The sequence below is a fragment of the Herbaspirillum sp. C9C3 genome, from assembly GCF_013359625.1.
Classification (GTDB): Bacteria; Pseudomonadota; Gammaproteobacteria; order Burkholderiales; family Burkholderiaceae_D; genus Herbaspirillum.
In genome coordinates, this window is sequence record NZ_JABFMQ010000041.1 from 1 (window position 1) to 20,339 (window position 20,339).

At 60.5% G+C, this 20,339-nt stretch carries 14 protein-coding genes and 1 tRNA gene; all 15 read left to right on the plus strand.

Going from position 1 to position 20,339, the window contains the following annotated elements; all coding sequences use genetic code 11:
- Positions 1-125: EF-Tu C-terminal domain-related protein (locus HNO82_RS21300; RefSeq protein ID WP_488928512.1), on the plus strand; the 125-nt coding region annotated here is incomplete at its 5' end.
- A gap of 73 nt (positions 126-198) precedes the next feature.
- Positions 199-274: transfer RNA gene (locus HNO82_RS21305), tRNA-Trp, on the plus strand.
- A 31-nt stretch (positions 275-305) separates the two neighbouring features.
- A complete protein-coding gene (secE, locus tag HNO82_RS21310; RefSeq protein ID WP_008334099.1) occupies positions 306-686 on the plus strand; it encodes a preprotein translocase subunit SecE in 381 nt (126 codons plus the stop codon).
- A 1-nt stretch (position 687) separates the two neighbouring features.
- Positions 688-1,278: a transcription termination/antitermination protein NusG gene (gene nusG, locus HNO82_RS21315; protein WP_008334101.1), complete on the plus strand. Its 591-nt coding sequence runs from the start codon at positions 688-690 to the stop codon at positions 1,276-1,278.
- Between the two features lie 160 nt (positions 1,279-1,438).
- Positions 1,439-1,870: a 50S ribosomal protein L11 gene (gene rplK / locus HNO82_RS21320; protein ID WP_007875265.1), complete on the plus strand. Its 432-nt coding sequence runs from the start codon at positions 1,439-1,441 to the stop codon at positions 1,868-1,870.
- A complete protein-coding gene (rplA, locus tag HNO82_RS21325; RefSeq protein WP_006465497.1) occupies positions 1,870-2,565 on the plus strand; it encodes a 50S ribosomal protein L1 in 696 nt (231 codons plus the stop codon). The genes rplK and rplA overlap by 1 nt, the downstream gene beginning before the upstream one ends.
- Positions 2,566-2,891: 326 nt before the next feature.
- Positions 2,892-3,389, plus strand: a complete 498-nt coding sequence (rplJ, locus tag HNO82_RS21330; RefSeq protein WP_075259677.1) for a 50S ribosomal protein L10 — start codon at positions 2,892-2,894, stop codon at positions 3,387-3,389.
- A 96-nt stretch (positions 3,390-3,485) separates the two neighbouring features.
- Positions 3,486-3,866, plus strand: coding sequence for a 50S ribosomal protein L7/L12 (gene rplL / locus HNO82_RS21335; protein WP_008334117.1), 381 nt, complete (start codon positions 3,486-3,488; stop codon positions 3,864-3,866).
- A 279-nt stretch (positions 3,867-4,145) separates the two neighbouring features.
- Positions 4,146-8,252 (plus strand): DNA-directed RNA polymerase subunit beta, encoded by a 4,107-nt coding sequence (rpoB, locus tag HNO82_RS21340; RefSeq protein ID WP_154134296.1) that lies wholly within the window; start codon positions 4,146-4,148, stop codon positions 8,250-8,252.
- A gap of 284 nt (positions 8,253-8,536) precedes the next feature.
- Positions 8,537-12,778, plus strand: coding sequence for a DNA-directed RNA polymerase subunit beta' (rpoC, locus tag HNO82_RS21345; protein WP_175345061.1), 4,242 nt, complete (start codon positions 8,537-8,539; stop codon positions 12,776-12,778).
- A 349-nt stretch (positions 12,779-13,127) separates the two neighbouring features.
- Positions 13,128-15,392 carry a TonB-dependent hemoglobin/transferrin/lactoferrin family receptor gene (locus tag HNO82_RS21350; protein WP_349627582.1) on the plus strand — a complete coding sequence of 755 codons (2,265 nt, stop codon included), beginning with the start codon at positions 13,128-13,130 and terminating at the stop codon, positions 15,390-15,392.
- A 28-nt stretch (positions 15,393-15,420) separates the two neighbouring features.
- Positions 15,421-16,578, plus strand: a complete 1,158-nt coding sequence (locus tag HNO82_RS21355) for a hemin-degrading factor (protein ID WP_175345063.1) — start codon at positions 15,421-15,423, stop codon at positions 16,576-16,578.
- Between the two features lie 352 nt (positions 16,579-16,930).
- On the plus strand, positions 16,931-17,314 hold the full coding sequence (gene rpsL, locus HNO82_RS21360) for a 30S ribosomal protein S12 (protein ID WP_006465490.1): 384 nt from the start codon (positions 16,931-16,933) through the stop codon (positions 17,312-17,314).
- 158 nt (positions 17,315-17,472) lie between these two features.
- Positions 17,473-17,943, plus strand: coding sequence for a 30S ribosomal protein S7 (rpsG, locus tag HNO82_RS21365; protein WP_006465489.1), 471 nt, complete (start codon positions 17,473-17,475; stop codon positions 17,941-17,943).
- 126 nt (positions 17,944-18,069) lie between these two features.
- Complete coding sequence (fusA, locus tag HNO82_RS21370; RefSeq protein ID WP_008334124.1) at positions 18,070-20,175, plus strand: elongation factor G; 2,106 nt, start codon at positions 18,070-18,072, stop codon at positions 20,173-20,175.
- Positions 20,176-20,339: the final 164 nt, after the last annotated feature.

Genomic DNA, 20,339 nt, shown 5'->3' on the forward strand with positions numbered 1-20,339 from the left:
GCGACAACGTGTCGATCACCGTGCAACTGATCAACCCGATCGCCATGGAAGAAGGTCTGCGCTTCGCTATCCGTGAAGGCGGCCGTACCGTCGGCGCCGGCGTGGTTGCCAAGATCTTCGACTAAGATCAAGCTGTAAAACACATTGCCGCGGTGCGTAACGTATCGCGGCATTCGTGTCTCAATCGCGAGTTTTTGTAGGGGCGTAGCTCAATTGGCAGAGCGTCGGTCTCCAAAACCGAAGGTTGGGGGTTCGATGCCCTCCGCCCCTGCCACCGAATCTGGTGCAGGGTACTGAAAGTAAATATGTCTAGCCAGCCAGTTCAAACCGTCAACACCTCCAACGACAAGATCAAGATCGCATTGGCGATCGTGGCTGTGGTTGCGGGCGTGGTCGGTTTTTTTGTGTTGTCTGATCAGTCGACTCCGGTGCGCGCTGCCGCCCTGGTCGCCGGTCTGCTGGTGGCAGTGGCGTTTGCCTGGACCTCTGCACAAGGCCGCGGCTTCGTCGGTTTCGCCAAGGAATCCGTGCGCGAAACCAAGAAAGTCGTCTGGCCAACCCGCAAGGAAGCCATGCAGATCACCGGGGTGGTGTTCGCCTTCGTGCTGATCATGGCCATCTTCCTGTGGGGTACGGACAAGTTGCTCGAGTTCCTGTTGTACGACGTAATTTTGGGCTGGAAATAACATGAGCGATAGCACGCAAGACAGCGCACCGATTGGTGCGCAAAGCGTTTCAAGCGCCGGAAACAAGCGCTGGTACGTGGTGCATGCGTATTCCGGCATGGAAAAGAGCGTGCAACGCGCGCTGACCGAGCGCATCAACCGCGCCGGCATGCAAGACCAGTTCGGCCAGATCCTGGTGCCGACTGAAGAAGTCGTGGATATGAAGAATGGTCACAAGTCCGTGACCGAACGTCGTTTCTTCCCGGGCTACGTCCTGGTCGAGATGGAAATGACGGACGAAACCTGGCACCTGGTGAAGAATACCGCCAAAGTGACCGGTTTCATCGGTGGCAAGTCGAATCGTCCGACCCCGCTGCCGCAGCGTGAAGTGGACTCGCTGCTCCGCCAGATGCAGGAAGGCGTCGAGAAGCCCCGTCCAAAGGTGCTCTACGAAGTGGGCGAAATGGTCCGCATCAAGGAAGGTCCGTTCACCGACTTCAACGGCAACGTCGAGGAAGTGAACTACGAGAAATCGCGCGTGCGCGTCTCGGTCACCATCTTCGGTCGCGCCACCCCGGTCGAACTCGAGTTCGGCCAACTGGAAAAAGTCTGATCCCGCCCTCCGGAATCCCGCCTTTCCCTGTCAAGTTTTCAACGCCTGCTGGAGCGTCCCGGACAAGTCATCGTCCGATCATCCAGTCATCCGAGGAGCCGCAGTAAGGAGCCGCAAGGCGAATGACACGGCGCTACAACTCAATCAATAAGGAGCCGTCATGGCAAAGAAGATTATTGGTTTTATCAAGCTGCAAGTACCAGCTGGTAAAGCAAACCCGTCCCCCCCGATCGGCCCGGCCCTGGGTCAGCGCGGTCTGAACATCATGGAGTTCTGCAAGGCCTTCAACGCCCAGACCCAAGGTGTCGAACCCGGTCTGCCGATTCCGGTCGTGATCACCGCCTTCGCGGACAAGTCCTTCACCTTCGTGATGAAGACCCCGCCGGCGACCATCCTGATCAAGAAGGCTGCTGGTATCCAGAAGGGTTCCGCCAAGCCGCATACCGACAAGGTCGGCAAGATCACCCGCAAGCAAGCGGAAGAGATCGCAACCCAGAAGAAGCCGGACCTGACCGCTGCTGATCTGGAAGCTGCCGTGCGTACCATCGCTGGTTCCGCACGTTCGATGGGCATCACGGTGGAGGGTCTGTAATGGCTAAGGTATCCAAGCGCGTCAAGGCAATGAAGGAAAAGGTCGATCGTACCAAGGCCTATCCGTTCGACAACGCCGTTTCCCTGATCAAGGAATTTGCAACCGCCAAGTTCAACGAATCGATCGACGTGTCCGTCCAGCTGGGCGTGGACGCGAAGAAGTCGGACCAAGTGGTCCGTGGTTCGGTGGTGCTGCCTGCTGGTACCGGCAAGACCGTTCGCGTGGCCGTGTTCGCCTCCGGCGACAAGGCTGAAGCTGCCAAGGCAGCTGGCGCTGACGTGGTCGGCATGGAAGACCTGGCAGAGCGCGTGAAGGCCGGCGACATGCCGTTCGACATCGTCATCGCTTCGCCCGACACCATGCGTATCGTCGGTACCCTGGGTCAGATCCTGGGTCCCCGTGGCCTGATGCCGAACCCGAAGGTTGGCACCGTGACCCCGGACGTGGCTACTGCCGTCAAGAACGCCAAGGCTGGTCAAGTGCAATACCGTACCGACAAGTCCGGTATCATCCACGCCACCATCGGCCGCAAGTCGTTCTCCGACGCCGATCTGAAGGCCAACCTGCTGGCCTTGATCGATGCCCTGAACAAGGCCAAGCCGGCCAGCAGCAAGGGTGTCTACCTGCGCAAGATCGCTCTGTCGTCCACCATGGGCGCTGGCGTTCGCGTGGACCAGGCTTCCCTGGCTGCCTAAGCAAGCAATACAGTCCCCGTTTCCTTGAGGAAGCGGGGCATCTCTTTGGGCTGTCGCCGTTGAGCAATCGGTGGCGGCAGGCCTTCAAAGACCGTTGGGCGGAAGCCGGCAGCAACAAGCCGGACGAAGTTAAAAGCGCTGAACGCAAGTTCAGTGGACCCAACGCAGATGGTGAACCCGAGCAAGTTTCGTAGTCTCAGGCAGCATATTCAGTTTTGCCCTATGCTGCAGTGAACTCCTAAACGTCGGACGCCGTGTTCGAACCGGTGCAAGGCAAGCAGGCAGTGGCCTGTGTAGTGGCCGAGTACTATTTTTGGAGGTTGATCTTGAGTCTCAATCTGAATGACAAGAAGGCCGTCGTCGCCGAAGTTTCCGCAAAGGTTGCATCTGCGCAAACGATCGTCGTGGCCGAATACCGTGGCATCCAGGTTGGTTCCTTGACGCAACTGCGCGCACAAGCGCGTGCCCAAGGCGTGTACCTGCGCGTGTTGAAAAACACGCTGGCTCGTCGCGCCATCGAAGGCACGAAGTTTGCCGACCTCGCCCCGCAACTGACCGGTCCGCTGATCTACTCGATCTCGGAAGATGCCGTGGCCGCTGCCAAAGTCGTGTCCGACTTTGCCAAGACCAACGACAAGCTGGTTGTGAAGGCAGGTAACTACGAAGGCAAGCAGCTGGATAAGGCTGCTGTGACTTCGCTGGCAAACATCCCGTCTCGCGAAGTTCTGCTGGCCCAGGTTCTGGGCATGATGCAGGCTCCGGTGTCGGGCTTTGCGCGCGCTCTGGCTGCCCTGGCAGCCAAGAAGGAAGCCGAAGCCGCATGAGGCAAGGCCGCTTGAAGCGGCCCCGCTCTGCAGTTTCGACGCTTTCGCGTCACTACCAATCTGATGTTATTACCGAAATAAATTTAGGAGTTTCAAATGGCAATTAGCAAAGAAGACATCCTGGAAGCCGTTGGCGCGCTGTCCGTGATGGAACTGAATGACCTGGTCAAGGCATTCGAAGAGAAGTTTGGTGTTTCCGCTGCCGCGATGGCCGCTCCGGCCGCCGGTGGCGCTGCTGGTGGTGGTGCTGCCGCTGCTGAAGAACAGACCGAGTTCACCGTTGTGCTGGCTGAAGTCGGCGCCAACAAGGTCGGCGTCATCAAGGCCGTCCGTGAAATCACCGGCCTGGGTCTGAAGGAAGCCAAGGATCTGGTTGACGGTGCACCGAAGCCGGTCAAGGAAGGCATCGCCAAGGCTGACGCTGAAGCTGCCAAGAAGAAGCTGGAAGAAGCTGGCGCCAAGGCCGAACTGAAGTAATTCTCTTGCCTGCCAAGGCGAGTCATTACTCCGGAGTCAAAGTGCAGAATCCCTTGAAAAAGGGATTCGGCTTTGGCTCCTTTGTCGTTTCTTATTTTTGCTGGTGATGTTGATGCGCCGCAGTATTCGTTGTCGGGAATATTAAGCGCGATCTCAGCAAAAAACTAGGGTAGACATTTGAAGATTTGAGTGCCGATGGCCCGGACTGCTTTGCCGGCAAGTCGCGCGGTCTGATCGAATCTTGAATTCTCTATCCTTCCTGTCACTCACGGAGTGTCCATGCACTACTCATTTACTGAGAAGAAGCGCATTCGCAAATCCTTCGCGAAACGCGCAAACGTCCACAACGTTCCGTTCCTGCTCGCGACTCAGATCGAGTCGTATCAGAATTTCCTGCAACCCGAACGTGCTGCATCGGAACGCAAGAACGAAGGCCTGCAATCGGCTTTCACCTCGATTTTCCCCATCGTGTCGCACAATGGTTTTGCGCGCCTCGAATTCCTGTCGTATGTGCTGGGCGCTCCGCCGTTTGACGTCAAAGAGTGCCAACAACGTGGCCTGACCTTCGCGTCCCCGCTGCGCGCCAAGGTGCGCCTGGTGATCCTGGACAAGGAGTCGCCCACCAAGCCGGTCGTCAAGGAAATGAAGGAGCAGGAAGTCTACATGGGCGAACTGCCCCTGATGACGACCACCGGTTCCTTCGTCATCAACGGCACCGAGCGCGTGATCGTGTCCCAGCTGCACCGCTCCCCGGGCGTGTTCTTCGAACACGACCGCGGCAAGACGCACTCGTCGGGCAAGCTGCTGTTCTCGGCCCGCATCATTCCTTACCGTGGCTCCTGGCTGGACTTCGAATTCGACCCGAAGGACATCCTGTTCTTCCGCGTCGACCGCCGCCGCAAGATGCCGGTGACGATCCTGTTGAAGGCCATCGGGATGACCTCCGAGCAGATCCTGGCGAACTTCTTCGTCTTCGACAACTTCAACCTGCACGCCGAAGGCGCGGACATGGAGTTCGTCTCCGAGCGCCTGCGCGGTGAAGTCGCACGTTTCGACATCACCGACAAGTCGGGCAAGGTGATGGTCGCCAAGGACAAGCGCATCAACGCCAAGCACGTGCGTGACATCGAAGCCGCCGGCATCAAGCACATCTCCGTGCCTGAGGACTACCTGCTGGGCCGCGTGCTGGCCAAGAACATCGTCGATCCGGACACCGGTGAAGTGGTGGCCAGCGCCAACGACGAGCTGACCGAAGAACTGCTGGCCAAGCTGCGCGAAGCCAACATCTCGGCCATCCAGACCCTGTACACCAACGACCTGGACCAGGGCGGCTACATCTCGCAGACCCTGCGCACCGACGACACCGCCGACCAGACCGCCGCACGCGTGGCGATCTATCGCATGATGCGTCCTGGCGAACCGCCGACCGAAGAGTCCGTGGAAGCCCTGTTCAACGGCCTGTTCTACAGCGAAGACCGCTACGACCTGTCGGCCGTGGGCCGCATGAAGTTCAACCGTCGCGTCAGCCGCGACGAGCTGACCGGTCCGATGACCCTGTCCAATGACGACATCCTGGCCGTCATCAAGATCCTGGTCGAACTGCGTAACGGCCGCGGCGAAGTCGATGACATCGACCACCTGGGCAACCGTCGCGTGCGTTGCGTGGGCGAACTGGCCGAAAACCAGTTCCGCGCCGGCCTGGTGCGCGTGGAGCGCGCCGTCAAGGAACGCCTGGGCCAAGCCGAGGCGGACAACCTGATGCCGCACGACCTGATCAACTCCAAGCCGATCTCGGCTGCCATTCGTGAGTTCTTCGGTTCGTCCCAGCTGTCGCAGTTCATGGACCAGACCAACCCGCTGTCGGAAATCACGCACAAGCGCCGCGTTTCCGCCCTGGGCCCTGGCGGTCTGACCCGCGAACGCGCCGGCTTCGAAGTGCGCGACGTGCACCCGACCCACTACGGCCGCGTCTGCCCGATCGAAACGCCTGAAGGCCCGAACATCGGCCTGATCAACTCGCTGGCGCTGTATGCCCGCCTGAACGAATACGGTTTCCTGGAAACCCCGTACCGCAAGGTCGAGGGCAGCAAGGTCACCAACCAGATCGACTACCTGTCGGCCATCGAAGAAGGTCGTTACGTGATCGCTCAGGCGAACGCGACCATCGACGGTGAAGGCAAGCTGTCCGACGAACTGGTGTCGGCCCGTGAAGCTGGCGAAACCATCCTGGTCTCGCCGGAACGCGTGCAGTACATGGACGTGGCCCCGGGCCAGGTGGTGTCGGTGGCAGCCTCGCTGATTCCGTTCCTGGAACACGATGACGCGAACCGTGCACTGATGGGCGCCAACATGCAGCGCCAGGCCGTGCCTTGCCTGCGTCCGGAAAAGCCGCTGGTCGGCACCGGCATCGAGCGTACCGTGGCAGTCGACTCCGGTACCACCGTGCAAGCCCTGCGTGGCGGCGTGGTGGACTACGTCGATGCAGGCCGTGTGGTGATCCGCGTCAACGACGACGAAGCGCAAGCTGGCGAAGTCGGTGTGGACATCTACAACCTGATCAAGTACACCCGTTCCAACCAGAACACCAACATCAACCAGCGCCCGATCGTCAAGATCGGTGACCGCGTGGCCAAGCATGACGTGATCGCCGACGGCGCCTCGACCGACATGGGCGAGCTGGCACTGGGCCAGAACATGCTGGTGGCGTTCATGCCCTGGAACGGCTACAACTTCGAAGACTCGATCCTGATCTCGGAAAAGGTCGTGGCTGATGACCGCTACACCTCGATCCACATCGAAGAACTGTCGGTGGTGGCACGTGATACCAAGCTGGGTGCAGAAGAAATCACCCGCGACATTTCCAACCTGGCCGAGAACCAACTGGCCCGTCTGGATGAGTCGGGTATCGTCTACATCGGCGCCGAAGTCGAAGCTGGCGACACCCTGGTCGGCAAGGTCACCCCGAAGGGCGAGACCCAGCTGACTCCGGAAGAGAAGCTGCTGCGCGCGATCTTCGGCGAGAAGGCTTCCGACGTGAAGGACACCTCGCTGCGCGTGCCCTCGGGCATGGTCGGTACCGTCATCGACGTGCAGGTGTTCACCCGCGAAGGCATCCAGCGTGACAAGCGCGCCCAGCAGATCATCGATGATGAACTCAAGCGCTATCGCCTGGACCTGAACGACCAGCTGCGTATCGTGGAAGGCGATGCCTTCCAGCGTCTGGAGCGTCTGTTGATCGGCAAGGTCGCCAACGGCGGCCCCAAGAAGCTGGTCAAGGGCACCAAGCTGGACAAGGCTTACCTGGACGATCTGGACAAGTTCCACTGGTTCGACATCCGTCCGGCCGATGACGACATCGCCAACGCGCTGGAAGCCATCAAGGAATCCATCGCCGAGAAGCGTCACCAGTTCGACCTGGCCTTCGAAGAGAAGCGCAAGAAGCTGACCCAGGGCGACGAACTGCCGCCTGGCGTGCAGAAGATGGTCAAGGTCTACCTGGCCGTGAAGCGCCGCCTGCAGCCTGGCGACAAGATGGCCGGCCGTCACGGTAACAAGGGTGTGGTTTCGCGCATTCTGCCGATCGAAGACATGCCGCACATGGCCGACGGTACCCCCGCCGACATCGTGCTGAACCCGCTGGGCGTGCCGTCCCGTATGAACGTCGGCCAGGTGCTGGAAGTTCACCTGGGCTGGGCGGCCAAGGGTCTGGGCCTGCGTCTGGGCGAGATGGTGCAGGCGCAAGCCAAGGTTGCGGAACTGCGCAAGTTCCTGACCACCATCTACAACGAATCCGGCAAGAAGGAAGAACTGGATACCTTCAGCGATGAGGAAATCATCGAGCTGGTGACCAACCTGAAGAAGGGCGTGCCCTTCGCGACCCCGGTGTTCGACGGTGCGCATGAAGAAGAAACCCGCCGCATGCTCGATCTGGCCTATCCGGACCCGATCGCCAAGCAGCTGGGCATGACCCCGTCCAAGAACCAGGTCACGATGTATGACGGCCGCACCGGTGAAGCCTTCGAGCGCACCGTGACCGTCGGTTACATGCACTACCTGAAGCTGCACCACCTGGTCGACGACAAGATGCACGCCCGTTCCACCGGCCCGTACTCGCTGGTGACCCAGCAGCCGCTGGGCGGCAAGGCGCAGTTCGGCGGCCAGCGTTTCGGCGAAATGGAAGTGTGGGCACTGGAAGCTTACGGTGCCTCCTACGTCCTGCAGGAAATGCTGACGGTCAAGTCCGACGACGTGAACGGCCGTACCAAGGTTTACGAGAACCTGGTCAAGGGCGATCACGTGATCGATGCCGGCATGCCGGAATCCTTCAACGTGTTGGTGAAGGAAATCCGCTCGCTGGGTATCGACATCGACCTGGAACGCGAATGATGTAAAGGGGTGCGCGGCGCAGGCTGCGCACCCCGCCGGTTTTTCCGGCGAACCAAGAATTCAAGAATTCAGTATTGACGCATCGCTCCACGGGCGATGTGAACGAATCAAGAGATTCAAGAGATTCAAGCGAAGTACGGCAGTAAGCTGGGGAGGTCTGTCCCGGTATCGAGCGGCACCACGAAGCAGAGGCTTCGCTGGCTCTCCCGCCGATGCGAACAGGGTTAAGCAGGGTGAACCGGCCACACGTAAATTTAGTTTCTCACGCCAACCTGGAGTGATACATGAAAGCACTGCTCGATCTATTCAAGCAAGTCCAGCAAAACGAACAATTCGACGCGATCAAGATCGGTCTGGCTTCGCCTGACAAGATCCGCTCGTGGTCCTTCGGCGAAGTCAAGAAGCCGGAAACCATCAACTACCGTACCTTCAAGCCCGAGCGCGACGGCCTGTTCTGCGCCAAGATCTTCGGCCCCATCAAGGACTACGAGTGCCTGTGCGGCAAGTACAAGCGCCTGAAGCACCGTGGCGTGATCTGCGAGAAGTGCGGCGTGGAAGTGACCCTGGCCAAGGTGCGCCGTGAGCGCATGGGCCACATCGAGCTGGCGTCCCCGACTGCCCACATCTGGTTCCTGAAGTCGCTGCCATCCCGTCTGGGCATGGTGCTGGACATGACCCTGCGCGACATCGAGCGCGTGCTGTACTTCGAAGCCTACGTCGTGACCGATCCTGGCATGACCCCGCTGAAGAAGTGCCAGATCATGTCCGAAGACGACTACGCCGCCAAGTACGAAGAGTACGGCGACGACTTCATCGCCTTCATGGGCGCCGAAGGTATCCGCGAACTGCTGCGCTCGATCGATATCGACCGCGAAGCGGAAACCCTGCGCCAGGAACTGAAGGACTCCAAGTCCGAAGCCAAGATCAAGAAGTACGCCAAGCGCCTGAAGGTGCTGGAGGCGTTCCAGCGCTCGGGCATCAAGCCCGAGTGGATGATCATGGAAGTGCTGCCCGTGCTGCCGCCGGAACTGCGTCCGCTGGTGCCGCTGGATGGCGGCCGCTTCGCGACCTCCGACCTGAACGACCTGTACCGCCGCGTCATCAACCGTAACAACCGCCTGAAGCGCCTGATGGAGCTGCGTGCTCCTGAAATCATCACGCGCAACGAAAAGCGCATGCTGCAGGAAGCGGTCGACTCGCTGCTGGACAACGGTCGTCGCGGCAAGGCCATGACCGGCGCCAACAAGCGTCCGCTGAAGTCGCTGGCCGAAATGATCAAGGGCAAGGGCGGTCGTTTCCGTCAGAACCTGCTGGGCAAGCGTGTGGACTACTCGGGCCGTTCGGTCATCGTGGTGGGCCCGCAGCTCAAGCTGCACCAGTGCGGCCTGCCCAAGCTGATGGCCCTGGAACTGTTCAAGCCCTTCATCTTCAACAAGCTGGAACTGATGGGTCTGTCGACCACCATCAAGGCCGCCAAGAAGCTGGTGGAAGCGCAAGAGCCGGTGGTCTGGGACATCCTGGAAGAAGTCATCCGCGAACACCCGGTCATGCTGAACCGCGCACCGACGCTGCACCGTCTGGGCATCCAGGCGTTCGAGCCGGTCCTGATCGAAGGCAAGGCGATCCAGCTGCACCCGCTGGTGTGCGCCGCGTTCAACGCCGACTTCGACGGCGACCAGATGGCCGTCCACGTGCCGCTGTCGATCGAAGCGCAGATGGAAGCCCGCACCCTGATGCTGGCCTCCAACAACATCCTGTTCCCGTCCAACGGCGAACCGTCGATCGTGCCGTCCCAGGATATCGTGCTGGGTCTGTACTATGCCACCCGTGAAGCCATCAACGGCAAGAACGAAGGCATGATGTTCCAGGACGTGTCGGAAGTCATCCGCGCCTACGACAACAAGGAAGTCGAGCTGGCCACCCGTATCACGGTGCGTATCGTGGAACACCCGAAGGATCCGGTCACCGGCGAATTCGTGCGTACCGTCAAGCGTTACGAGACCACCATCGGCCGCGCCATCCTCTCCGAGATCCTGCCCAAGGGCCTGCCGTTCTCGGTGCTGAACCGCGCGCTGAAGAAGAAGGAAATCTCCAAGCTGATCAACACGTCCTTCCGCAAGTGCGGTCTGCGTGCCACGGTCGTGTTTGCCGACCAGCTGATGCAGTCGGGCTTCCGCCTGGCGACCCGCGCCGGTATCTCCATCTGCGTGGACGACATGCTGGTGCCGCCGCAAAAGGCCACCCTGATCGCCGCTGCCGAGTCGGAAGTCAAGCAGATCGAACAGCAGTACTCCTCGGGTCTGGTGACCGCAGGCGAGCGCTACAACAAGGTCGTGGACATCTGGGGCAAGGCCGGTGACGAAGTCGGCAAGGCCATGATGGACCAGCTGAAGGTGGAAGACGTCATCACCCGCGAAGGCAAGAAGACCACCCAGGAATCGTTCAACGCGATTTACATGATGGCCGACTCCGGCGCCCGTGGTTCGGCTGCCCAGATCCGCCAGCTGGCCGGTATGCGCGGCCTGATGGCCAAGCCTGACGGCTCCATCATTGAAACGCCGATTACCGCGAACTTCCGCGAAGGCCTGAACGTGTTGCAGTACTTCATCTCGACGCACGGCGCCCGTAAGGGTCTGGCCGACACCGCGCTGAAGACCGCAAACTCCGGTTACCTGACCCGTCGTCTGGTGGACGTGACCCAGGATCTGGTCGTGATCGAAGACGATTGCGGCACCTCCAACGGTTCGGCCATGAAGGCGCTGGTGGAAGGCGGTGAAGTCATCGAAGCCCTGCGCGACCGTATCCTCGGCCGTGTGGCTGCGACCGACATCGTCAATCCGGAAGATCAATCCACCCTGTTCGAAGCCGGCACCCTGCTGGACGAAGACAAGGTCGAAGAGATCGAACGCATGGGTATCGACGAAGTGAAGGTTCGTACTCCGCTGACCTGCGACACCCGCTATGGCCTGTGCGCCAAGTGCTATGGCCGCGACCTGGGCCGTGGCCTGCTGGTGAACTCCGGCGAAGCCGTCGGTGTGGTGGCTGCGCAGTCCATCGGTGAGCCGGGTACCCAGCTGACCATGCGCACCTTCCACATCGGTGGTGCGGCATCGCGTGCAGCGGTGGCCTCCTCGGTGGAAGCCAAGTCCAACGGCACCGTGCGCTTCACCGCTACGATGCGTTACGTGACCAATGGCAAGGGCGAGCAGATCGTCATTTCCCGTTCCGGCGAAGTGCTGATCACCGACGACCTGGGCCGTGAGCGTGAGCGTCACAAAGTGCCGTACGGCGCCACCCTGATCGTCAAGGATGGCCTGACCATCAAGGCCGGTACCGCCCTGGCGACCTGGGATCCGCTGACCCGTCCGATCATCACCGAGTACTCCGGTACCGTGAAGTTCGAAAACGTGGAAGAGGGTTCGACCGTCGCCAAGCAGATCGATGAAGTCACCGGTCTGTCGACCCTGGTGGTCATCGATGCGAAGCGTCGTGGTCCGTCCTCGAAGGTCATGCGTCCGCAGGTGAAACTGCTCAACGAACAAGGCGAAGAAGTGAAGATCGCCGGCACCGAACACTCGGTGACCATCGGCTTCCAGGTCGGCGCGCTGATCACCGTCAAGGACGGCCAGCAGGTGCATGTGGGTGAAGTGCTGGCCCGTATCCCGACCGAATCGCAGAAGACCCGTGACATTACCGGTGGTCTGCCGCGCGTGGCCGAGCTGTTCGAAGCCCGTTCGCCCAAGGATGCCGGCATGCTGGCCGAAGTCACTGGTACCGTTGCCTTCGGCAAGGAAACCAAGGGCAAGCAGCGTCTGGAAATCACCGACATGGAAGGTACCAAGCACGAGTTCCTGATCACCAAGGACAAGCAAGTGCTGGTGCACGACGGCCAGGTGGTGAACAAGGGCGAAATGATCGTGGACGGCCCGGCCGACCCGCAAGATATCCTGCGTCTCTTGGGTATCGAAGCGCTGGCCCGTTACATCGTGGACGAAGTGCAGGACGTGTACCGTCTGCAGGGCGTGAAGATCAACGACAAGCACATCGAAGTGATCGTGCGCCAGATGCTGCGCCGCGTGCAAGTGGTCGAGCCGGGCGACACCAACTACATCACCGGTGAGCAGGTCGAGCGCTCCGAGCTGCTGGACGAGAACGACCGCGTGACCGCCGAAGGCAAGATCCCGGCGACCTACGAAAACGTGCTGCTGGGTATTACCAAGGCATCGCTGTCGACCGACTCCTTCATCTCGGCCGCATCGTTCCAGGAAACCACCCGCGTGCTGACCGAAGCGGCCATCATGGGCAAGAAGGACGGCCTGCGCGGCCTGAAGGAAAACGTCATCGTCGGCCGCCTGATCCCGGCCGGTACTGGCCTGGCCTTCCACCGCGCCCGCAAGGAAAAGGACGCATGGGAAGCCGAAGAGCGCGCAGCATTGCTCGAAGCCGAACGTGCTTCCCGTTCCGAGTTCGGCGACGAGGAAATCTCCTCGACCGAATCCATCGGTGGCGGCGAAGGCGAAGTCTAAGCATCGTCGGCAAGACAACAAGCTGCAAGAGAGAACGGCGCCGGAAGCAATTCCGGCGCCGTTTTTTCGTTCATAGGCGATGTGCGCCCGCAATGTGCAGCCTTCATATCCCTACATGGTGTAGGCCTTGCTGCTTGCGGGATTGCCAAGGATGAGTGAATCTTCTATCATTTACAAATAATAACGATTCTCATCTGAATCGTGCTCGATGGAATCGATCTTCATATGCTCGACGACTGGTTTTTGCCGGTCGTTTGTTATCCAAGAGGTAGCCAGCCCGCGCTAGTAACCGATCCAGATCAAGGGGTGGTTACCAGTGTTCCCATGCAAATCGAAGTGTGCAGCGGCCGTGTTCCTGGCGCTGCAGTCGTGGCTGTGCGTGAGTGTCCTTGCGCAATCGGCCGATTCCAATACCCAGTCCAATCCCGCCCGCGTGTCCGCGAGCGAGGCCATCACATTGGCGCAGGCCAGCGGCAAGAAGCTGCAGGACGTGGTCGTCACGGCCAATCGCTCCGGCAGCAGTGACCTCGATCACGCGGCGGCAACGGTTTCCGTCATCACCTCTGAAGAGATCGAAGAGCACAACGCCAAGGACATCAAGGATGCCTTGCGTTACGAACCGGGAGTGGAGGTGCGGCGCTCGGTATATCGCATGTCCGGCATCACTGGCGCGGCCGCCACCACCGGGCGCGGCGGCAATGAGGGCATCACCATCCGCGGGCTCGATGGCAACCGCGTGCTGATGCTGGAGGATGGCATCGTCATGCCGCGTGCTTTCAGCCAGGGCGTGGCCAGCGTGGGGCGGGGCGCGACCACGGATACCGAACTGTATCGTCGCATTGAAGTGCTGCGCGGTCCGGCGTCTTCGCTGTACGGCAGCGATGGCCTCACCGGGGCGGTCAATTTCATCACCAAGGACCCGTCTGACTTGCTGGAGGTCTATGGCAAGTCCAGCTATTTCTCCTTCAAGCCTTCCTACGACTCGGTCGACAAGAGCTTTGGCGCCACCGCCAGTGCGGCCTGGGGCAGCCAGCAGTGGCAGGGCATGCTGATCCTCAATGCGCGCCACGGCAACGAGAGCGACAACAAAGGGACCAATGACGTGCGCGGCAGCGCCCGCACCACGCCCGACCCGATGAGCACTACCAATCGCTCGGCGCTGGGCAAGCTGGTCTTCAAGCCCAATGGCATCGACACCTTCAAGCTCACGCTGCAGGCTACCGAAGAGCGCGAGAGCGGCGACAGCCTTTCCGAAATCGGCAATGGCGTAACTGCCTACAGCACCAGCAGCAAATCCACCGGCCAGCGCGCCACGCTGGCCTATGAGCGTAACGATGCAGATCAGCCGTGGATACAGAAATTCAAGGCCAGCCTCACTTATCGCAATGCCGACACCGACCAGTTCACCAATGAAGCCGGCACCAGTACGGCCAGCATCGTGCGGCCGCGTTTCCGGGCGGTGTCGTACAGCGACCAGATGATCAGTGGCAGCCTGCTGGCCGAGAGCAACTTCGGTTCTGCCTCTTGGCGACACAAGCTGGTCTATGGGCTGGACCTGAGCCTGTCCACCTTGCAGACCAGTGCCAACGGCACCGGCTGGACCAGCTGCACTGGCACGCAGTATTGCCAGTATTTCCCCAAGACCGAATCCACCCAGCTTGGCGCGTACGTACAGGATGAGATGCGCACCGGCGCGCTGACCACCATCGCCGGTCTGCGCCTGGACGGCTATGAACTCAAGCCCAAGGCCAGCGCCAAATATGACGCCCAGGCCATCGCCAACGGGCAGCCGGCAGTGAGCAGCCGCGACAGCGCGCTTTCCCCGCGCCTGGCGTTCCTGTATGAGGTGACGCCGGCCTTCATTCCCTACATCCAGTACGCCCGCGGTTTCCGTTCGCCCTCGCCGCAGGAGGTCAATTCCTTCTTCAACAATACCGTGTACCGGCAGATCTCCAATCCTGATCTCCAGCCCGAGACCAGCAATACGGTGGAAGTCGGGCTGCGCGGCAAGCTGGCGGCAGGCCCCGGCGCGCTGCGCTACAGCGCTGCCGCTTACAAGGGCAATTACCGCAACTTCATCGATCTGGTGACGGTGCGCGGCAATCTTACGGTCGCCAATCCGACCATCTTCCAGTATCGCAATGCCGCCAAGGCGCAGATCCACGGATTGGAAGGGCGGATCGATTACGCGCTCGACAACGGCTTCACGGTCAAGGGCGGGTTCGCCTGGACCAAGGGCAGCACCACCACCAATGGCGTGAAGCAAGGACTGGAGTCCGTGGCTCCGCTGTCGGTGGTCGCGGGCCTGCGCTATGAGCCTGCGCAGCAGTGGTTCGTGCAGAGCGACCTGGTCTACAACGCGGCCAAGAAGAAGGAAGACATCCCGACCGCCACCAACTTCGTCTCGCCGTCGTTCTTCGTCATGGATCTCTCGGGCGGCTACCACCTCACTCGCAACATGACCGTCTACGCTGGCGTACGCAACCTGTTCGATCGCAAGTACTGGAGCTGGACCGACATCCGCGGCCTGTCGCTGGCCGACAGTGCCGTCAACAAGGATGCCTATACCGAGCCGGGGCGCAGCTTCAGCGTCAGCCTGAAGATCGCCTACTGATTCCCATTTTTCCGACCCGAGGACCCTCATGAGCAAGTACATCGTCGCCCGCCCCGCGCGAGGCCATATCACCATGACCTTGCTGCTGGTGACTGCGCTGGCCAGCGCCGGCTGCGCCACCCAGCGCCCCTTGGCCGAACGCTGGGCCGAGCTCCAGCGTTTGCAGCCAAAACTTCATACAAGAGATGCCGCACGTGAACTTGGTGTCAAGGAATCGGCCTTGCTGGCGACCCAGGTCGGCCGCAATGCCGTGCGCCTCAAGGGGGAGCAGGCTGCCCTTGAAGCCTTGTTCGCGCGTCTGCCTGAACTGGGACGCATCAAGGCCATTACCCGCAATGAAGATGCAGTCCTGGAACGTAGCGGCGAAGTCACCCCCATCAAGCGCGACGAGCAGGGCAGGGTGATCCCCGGCACAGGTTTCGCCGGCGGGCCCATCGACCTGCGCTTTGCCATGTCGCGCTGGGGCAGCGCTTTTGCCGTGGTGCAGGCGGGCCGGGACGGCAAGACCAGCCGCAGCCTGCAGTTCTTCGACCGGCAGGGCGATGCGGTGCACAAGGTCTATCTGGACAACGCGCAGCATGTGCCGCAATTCGAGCGGCTGGTGGCCGATTTCCGTCTGGCCGATCAGCAGGCAGCCCTGAACCTCGAGCCCGCCCCTGCACCTGCGACCCTGCAGCAGGTCGCGCCGCCCAGCCCGGAGGCCATCGGCGAACTGCGCCGGTCCTGGCAGGAGCTGACCGACGTGCATCAATTCCCGCGTCTGCTGCGCGAGCTCAAGCTCACCCGCGAACAGGCGCTGCAGCTCATCGGACCGGAGTCGGCCTGGCGCATTGCACCCCAGGCGGCCCAGGCGCTGCTGGAGGACGCCAGGCAACGCCGACAGCCCATCATGGTGTTCGTCAGCAATGGCGGTATGACGCAGATATACAGTGGCCTGATCGGCAAGACTGCCGTGGCGGGGGACTGGTACAACGTCCTCGACCCGGACTTCAACCTGCACCTGCGTGCCAAGGCGGTAGACCACGGCTGGGTGCTGCGCCGTCCGACCGATCACGGCATGATTACCTCGGTGGAGTTCTACGATGCCCAGGGCCGGCAGATCGTCAATTTCTTCTCGCGCCGCGACCGTGGCCAACCCGAGACGATGCAGTGGCGCAACATGGTCGAGGCACTGCCGCGCGGCTGAACTGCTCCCGCAGGCAATGGAGGCGCTGCAGGCAACCCTTGCATTACGGAAAACATTGCCATTGCGCCACCTGAAAGCGTGGCGAAATGGCCATAAACCGCGTCAAATCGGCGCTGGGGCCCGGTTCGGGTTGACCCGCTGGGCTTTCAGGCGTACACTCGCGAGTTCTCGAATTTAGGCTCTCCCGGGCTTATGCGTTCTTTGGTCTGAAACATCGCTTCTGCGACGCTATTCTCCCTTCCGGTCTTAAATCCGATTTGCGCATTGTCTTGCGCACAAGAGTTTCCTGTGTGGTTCCGGGCAACCGATTCCGGAACCTGTTTTCAATGTTGTACTTTGTTGGATTAAAACGATGCCAACCATCAATCAACTGATTAGCAAACCACGTGTCCGTGCGATCGTGAAGAGCAAGTCGCCGGCGCTGGAAAACAGCCCGCAAAAGCGCGGTGTCTGCACCCGCGTGTACACCACCACCCCGAAGAAGCCGAACTCGGCGCTGCGTAAGGTGGCCAAGGTGCGTCTGACCAACGGTTTCGAAGTCATTTCGTACATCGGCGGTGAAGGCCACAACCTGCAAGAACACAGCGTCGTGCTGATCCGCGGCGGCCGTGTGAAGGACTTGCCGGGTGTGCGTTACCACATGGTTCGCGGTGCACTGGATACCCAGGGCGTCAAGGATCGTAAGCAAGCTCGCTCGAAGTACGGTGCCAAGCGCGCCAAGGCAGCGAAGAAGTAATAATTGGTGTTTATCATGACGCTTTCGCGCGTCGTGTGAACAGACTCAGAGTCGGTCCAGGTTGGGCCGAGTAAGTGGAAGCCATGATGGCTCTCCGCGAGTGCAGGCGAAGTTGAAGCAGGGTTCGCCCACTCAACTGAAGATTGAAAGGAATCGAAATGCCACGTCGTCGTGAAGTCCCCAAGCGGGAAATTCTGCCGGATCCGAAGTTCGGCAACGTTGAAGTCGCCAAGTTTGTGAACGTGCTGATGCTGTCGGGCAAGAAGTCCGTCGCTGAAAACATCATCTACGGTGCCTTCGACTACATCCAGACCAAGTCGGGCAAGGACCCGCTGGAAGTGTTCTCCGCAGCCCTGAACAACTGCAAGCCGATGGTGGAAGTGAAGTCCCGCCGCGTCGGTGGCGCCAACTACCAGGTGCCCGTTGAAGTGCGTCCGGTGCGCCGTATGGCCCTGTCGATGCGCTGGCTGCGTGAAGCCGCCAACAAGCGCAGCGAAAAGTCGATGCCGCAGCGCCTGGGTGGTGAACTGATGGAAGCCGCCGAAGGCCGTGGTGGCGCCATGAAGCGTCGTGATGAAGTGCACCGTATGGCAGAAGCGAACAAGGCGTTCTCGCACTTCCGCTTCTAATCAAGACTGGGCTGGGGCGGACCCTATCCGGGTGTTTCCTGGCCTGCATCTAAATTGGTTCGAGCCGAGCGTTTATTTGAAAAAAATGACGCTCGGTTTCGTGCATTAAAGACTTAGGAATAAATCATGGCTCGCAAGACCCCCATTGAGCGCTACCGCAACATCGGTATCTCCGCGCACATCGATGCTGGCAAGACCACCACGACCGAGCGCGTGCTGTTCTACACCGGTGTGAACCACAAGATCGGTGAAGTGCACGACGGCGCCGCCACCATGGACTGGATGGAGCAGGAACAAGAGCGTGGCATCACCATCACCTCGGCTGCTACCACCTGTTACTGGAAGGGCATGGCGAACAACTTCCCCGCCCACCACATCAACATCATCGACACCCCGGGTCACGTTGACTTCACCATCGAAGTGGAACGTTCGATGCGCGTGCTCGACGGCGCCTGCATGGTCTACTGTGCAGTGGGCGGCGTGCAGCCGCAGTCGGAAACCGTGTGGCGTCAGGCCAACAAGTACAAGGTCCCGCGTCTGGCCTTCGTCAACAAGATGGACCGTACCGGTGCCAACTTCTTCAAGGTCTACGAGCAGATGCGTGCTCGCCTGAAGGCCAACCCGATCCCGATGCAAGTGCCTATCGGCGCCGAAGAAAACTTCGAAGGCGTGATCGACCTGGTCAAGATGCGCGCGATCTACTGGGACGACGCTTCCCAGGGCATGAAGTTCGACTACCGCGACATCCCCGAGCACCTGAAGGCCGAAGCCCAGAAGTGGCGCGAAAACCTGGTCGAAACCGCTGCTGAAGCATCGGAAGACCTGATGAACAAGTACCTGGAAGAAGGCGACCTGACCGAAGCCGAAATCAAGGGCGCCATCCGTCAACGCACCATCTCCGGCGAAATCGTCCCGATGATGTGCGGCACCGCCTTCAAGAACAAGGGCGTGCAAGCCATGCTGGACGGCGTGGTCGAGTACCTGCCGTCGCCGGTGGACATCCCCCCGGTTCCGGGCCTGAACGAAGACGACGAGCCAGTCGTGCGCGAAGCCAAGGACGACGAGAAGTTCTCCGCCCTGGCCTTCAAGATCGCCACCGACCCGTTCGTGGGCCAGCTGTGCTTCATCCGCTGCTACTCCGGTACCCTGAACTCGGGCGACACCGTGCTGAACTCGGTGAAGTCGAAGAAGGAACGTATCGGCCGTATCGTTCAGATGCACGCCAACCAGCGTGAAGAAATCAAGGAAATGATGGCCGGTGACATCGCCGCCGTCGTGGGCCTGAAGGACACCACCACCGGTGACACCCTGTGCGACGACAAGGCAATGGTCGTGCTGGAGCGCATGGTCTTCCCCGAGCCGGTGATCTCGCAGGCCGTGGAACCCAAGACCAAGGCCGACCAGGAAAAGATGGGCCTGGCCCTGAACCGCCTGGCTGCTGAAGATCCGTCGTTCCGCGTGCGTACCGACGAAGAATCGGGCCAGACCATCATCGCCGGTATGGGCGAGCTGCACCTGGACATCATCGTTGACCGCATGAAGCGCGAATTCAACGTCGAAGCCACCGTCGGCAAGCCGCAAGTGGCTTACCGCGAAACCATCCGCAAGACCTGCGAAGAGTCCGAAGGCAAGTTCGTCAAGCAGTCGGGTGGTCGTGGTCAGTACGGTCACGTCGTCCTGAAGATCGAGCCGCAAGAAGCCGGCAAGGGCTTCGAGTTCGTCGACGCGATCAAGGGCGGTACCGTTCCTCGCGAATTCATCCCCGCCGTTGAAAAGGGCGTGCGTGAAACCCTGAACACCGGCGTGCTGGCTGGTTACCCTGTCGTTGACGTCAAGGTCACCCTGTTCTTCGGTTCGTACCACGATGTGGACTCGAACGAAAACGCCTTCCGCATGGCCGGTTCGATGGCCTTCAAGGAAGGTTGCCGCCGCGCCAGCCCCGTCATCCTGGAACCGATGATGGCCGTCGAAGTGGAAACCCCGGAAGATTACGCCGGTACCGTGATGGGCGACCTGTCCTCGCGCCGTGGCATGGTCCAGGGCATGGATGAAATCGCCGGCGGTGGTGGCAAGATCATCAAGGCTGAAGTGCCCCTGTCGGAAATGTTTGGTTACTCGACCACGCTGCGTTCGGCTACCCAAGGCCGTGCAACCTACTCGATGGAATTCAAGCACTACTCCGAAGCGCCCAAGAACGTGATCGACGCAATCGTCACTTCCAAGGCCAAGTAAGTTGCAGGAATGGCGATCCCTTCCGAGTGGAAGGGATCGCTGGCTGGATCACCAGTCACACATTGAATATTGAACATCGAACATATCGTTCTTTTGAAGGAAATTTAAAATGGCAAAAGGCAAGTTTGAACGGACCAAGCCGCACGTGAACGTCGGCACCATCG